The sequence below is a fragment of the Micromonospora foliorum genome (assembly GCF_022229015.1).
Classification (GTDB): domain Bacteria; phylum Actinomycetota; class Actinomycetes; order Mycobacteriales; family Micromonosporaceae; genus Micromonospora; species Micromonospora foliorum.
In genome coordinates this window covers 1-2,968 of record NZ_JAKKFF010000434.1, presented here as the reverse complement: position 1 = coordinate 2,968, position 2,968 = coordinate 1, and the positions used below count along the sequence as shown (strand labels likewise).

Here is a 2,968-nt window from a genome sequence, read left to right as displayed (position 1 = left end):
GGCCACCTCGGCGTACCCGGCGACGCCGCGCGCCGCGGCGTGCTCGGCGCGTTCGAGCACCAGCAGCGCGGCCCCCTCGGACAGGACGAACCCGCTGCGGGAGGTGTCGAACGGCCGGCTCGCCCGGCCCGGGTCGGTGCCGGCGCGCGCCAACGCCCGCGCGTTGCCGAAGGTGTCGGCGAAGGTCGGGAAGAGCGGTGCCTCGCTGGCCCCGCAGAGCACCACGTCGGCCTCTCCGGTCGCGATGAGCCGGACCCCGTCGGCGACCGCCTGGGCACCGGAGGCGCAGGCGGTGCCGACCGACGAGCTGTAGCCCCGGATGCCGTGCGCGATGGCGATCCGCGCCGCCGGCATGTTCGGCAGGATCCCGGTGAGCAGGTACGGGCTGACCGCCGCCCGACCCCGGGCCGCCCGCGCCAGCACCTGCGACTCCAGGGTGGCCATCCCGCCGACCCCACCGACGATCACACCGATCCGGTCGGCGTCGACGTCGCGGCCCACCTCGATGCCGGCGTCGGCGAGGGCGTCGGCGGCGGCGAGCAGGGCGAGAACGACGATCCGGTCCAGCACCCGGGTCTCCGGCCCGGACGCGACGGTCCGCGGGTCGATGTCGGGCAGCAGGCCGGCCACGTCCAGCGACTCCCGCGCCGGGTGCCCCAGCGGCGGGCGGGTCAGCCCGGACCGGCCGGTGGTCAGCGCGTCGAAGGTCTCCTCGACGCCCCGCCCGACCGGGGTGAACAGACCCATCCCGGTGATCAGGGCGGTCATGAATGTGCCTCGGTGAGGTAGCGCTCCCGCAGGACCACCTTGCGGACCTTGCCGGTCACGGTGACCGGGATGTCGGCGGAGCGCACCGGCACGACCCGACGCAGCGTGGCGCCGACGTCCGGGCCGAGGGCGGCACGGACCCGCTCGGTGCGGTCCTCGGCCTCGTCGGCGCCGGCGGCCAACTCCAGCAGCACGTCGGTGACGACCGCCCCGGCCTCGGCGACGATCACCACAGTGCAGTCGGTGACGTCCGTGCAGGCGGCGAGGATGCGCTCCTCGGACAGCGCCGTGTAGAAGCGCCGCCCGCCACCGGCGTCGACCGAGTCCACCGCCCGGTCCAGGTGGTAGTAGCGGCCCTCGGCGTCGGCGCGGACCAGGTCACCGGTGAGGTACCAGCCACGCTGACGGAAGCGGTAGGTGGTGACCGAGTCGTTCCAGTAGCCCCGGAACAGCGACGGCGAGTCGATGCCCAGGAAACCCACCTCGCCGACCGGCACCGGCTCGCCGTCGGCGTCGAGCACCGCGACCTTGGCGAACCGGTACGGGCGGCCGATGCAACGGCCGTACCGGTCGGTGTCGGCGCGATGGGTGATGTGGAACATCGAGTGCCCCATCTCGCTGGAGCCCAGCCCGTCGATGAAGACCGACCCGGGCACCTTCGCCACCCCGTCGCGGGTGACGGTGTCGTGCCAACCGACCGCGACGAGGCGACGGATGTGCGGCTCGTGCGAGGCGTCGCCGGTGTTGAACCACAACCGCACCGAGTCCAGGTCGTACCCGGACAGGTCGAAGCGGGCCAGCTCCGCCCAGGTGACCGAGAAACCGAACACCCCGTCAGGGCGCCAGCGTTGGATCGCGTCCAGCACCCGCTCGCCGCCCTGCTCGGAGAGCAGGAACATCTGCGCGCGGTTGCCCAGCGCCTGGTTGACCATCAGCACCGTGGCGGTGTGCGGCGCGGGCAGCGCGTTAAGGATCCGGGTGGTGCCCTGCGCCTGCGGCATGGTGAGAAGGTGCCGGGTGGCCGCGAAGAGGCTGGCGTGCGAGTGCAGCACCGCCTTGGGCACCCCGGTCGTCCCGGAGGTGTGGGTGATCACGATCGGGTCGTCCGGGTGGTGCCGGTAGTGCGCCGGCGCCGTGGTCGGGTCGCCCGTACCGGCCTGCGCGGGGGTGCCGAGCAGCCGTACGCCCAGGTCGTGCCCGGCCAGCAGCGCGGTGTGCGCGCCGTCGGCCAGCACACCGACGCCCCGCAGCCGGCGGATGTACTCGGCGGCGATCTCCGGGCGGAGTTTGCCGTTCATCAGCGCCGGGATCGCCCCGAGCCGGGCCAGCGCCAGGAAGCTGAGCACCATGTCGGCGGCGGCGGTGGCCCAGACGGCGACCGGGTCGCGGGGGCGTACCCCCTGCTCGTGCAGCCAGGCGGCGCGGGCGGCGACCCGCTCGTCGAGCCGCCCCAGCGTCAGTGGCGTCTCGGCGGGGTGCCCGTCGACGGCGGTGTCGAAGGTCAGGCCGGGCCCGTCCGGGTCGGCGCCGTGCGCCAGTACCCGGGCCAGGACGTTGCCCGCACCCAACTCGGTGTCGGCGGCCAGTGCGCCGCGCAGTCCCCGTGTCCTCATGGTCGTGCTCCTCCCCCCAGCAGCACCGCGACCGCCTCGGTCGGCTTGTCGGGTGCCTGTTCGATCAGGATCAGCAACACCTCGTCGGCGTCACCGTCGTCGCGTAGCAGTTCGGCCTCGGCGACGCCGTCGGTGTACGGGTCGCCGGTCGGGCTGAGACAGACCACCGGGCCGCGCAGGCCCCAGCGGGCCGCGAGGTGCCCGGCGACGCTGTTGGGCACTGACTGGAAGAAGAACAGCGGGCCGACCCGCCCGCCGGCCGCGACGGTCTCCCGTACGTGCTGGGCGCTGGCGAGATCGCCGCTGGCGCTGACCAGCACGATTCCCGTCCGCACCCCGGCGGGGACTCCCGCCGACCCGTACCCCCGCCGCAGACACCGCTCGGCAACGGCCACCACCACCGGCGCGAAGTCCGAGTGCACAAACCCCGGCACTCCCGCCACCGTGCCCCCGACGTCCTCACCCTCAGGCCAGAAGGCCCGAGCCCTCTCCCCGGCCCTCTCCCCGGCCCTCTCCCCCGGCGATCTTGCGGTTTCGGTCGTCGGTTTGGGTGCTTGGTCGGATTCGTCGGGGCAGAAAGTGCAAGA

General features: G+C 74.0%; 3 protein-coding genes. All 3 read right to left on the bottom strand.

Features of this window, described 5'->3' with window-relative positions; genetic code table 11:
* Positions 1-768: beta-ketoacyl synthase N-terminal-like domain-containing protein (locus PSH25_RS26695; RefSeq protein WP_274527999.1), on the bottom strand; the 768-nt coding region annotated here is incomplete at its 3' end.
* Positions 765-2,381, bottom strand: a complete 1,617-nt coding sequence (locus PSH25_RS26690) for a class I adenylate-forming enzyme family protein (protein WP_238661657.1) — start codon at positions 2,379-2,381, stop codon at positions 765-767. The genes PSH25_RS26695 and PSH25_RS26690, both read right to left, overlap by 4 nt.
* Positions 2,378-2,824: a beta-ketoacyl synthase chain length factor gene (locus PSH25_RS26685; protein ID WP_238661656.1), complete on the bottom strand. Its 447-nt coding sequence runs from the start codon at positions 2,822-2,824 to the stop codon at positions 2,378-2,380. The genes PSH25_RS26690 and PSH25_RS26685 overlap by 4 nt, the downstream gene beginning before the upstream one ends.
* Between the last annotated feature and the right edge of the window lie 144 nt (positions 2,825-2,968).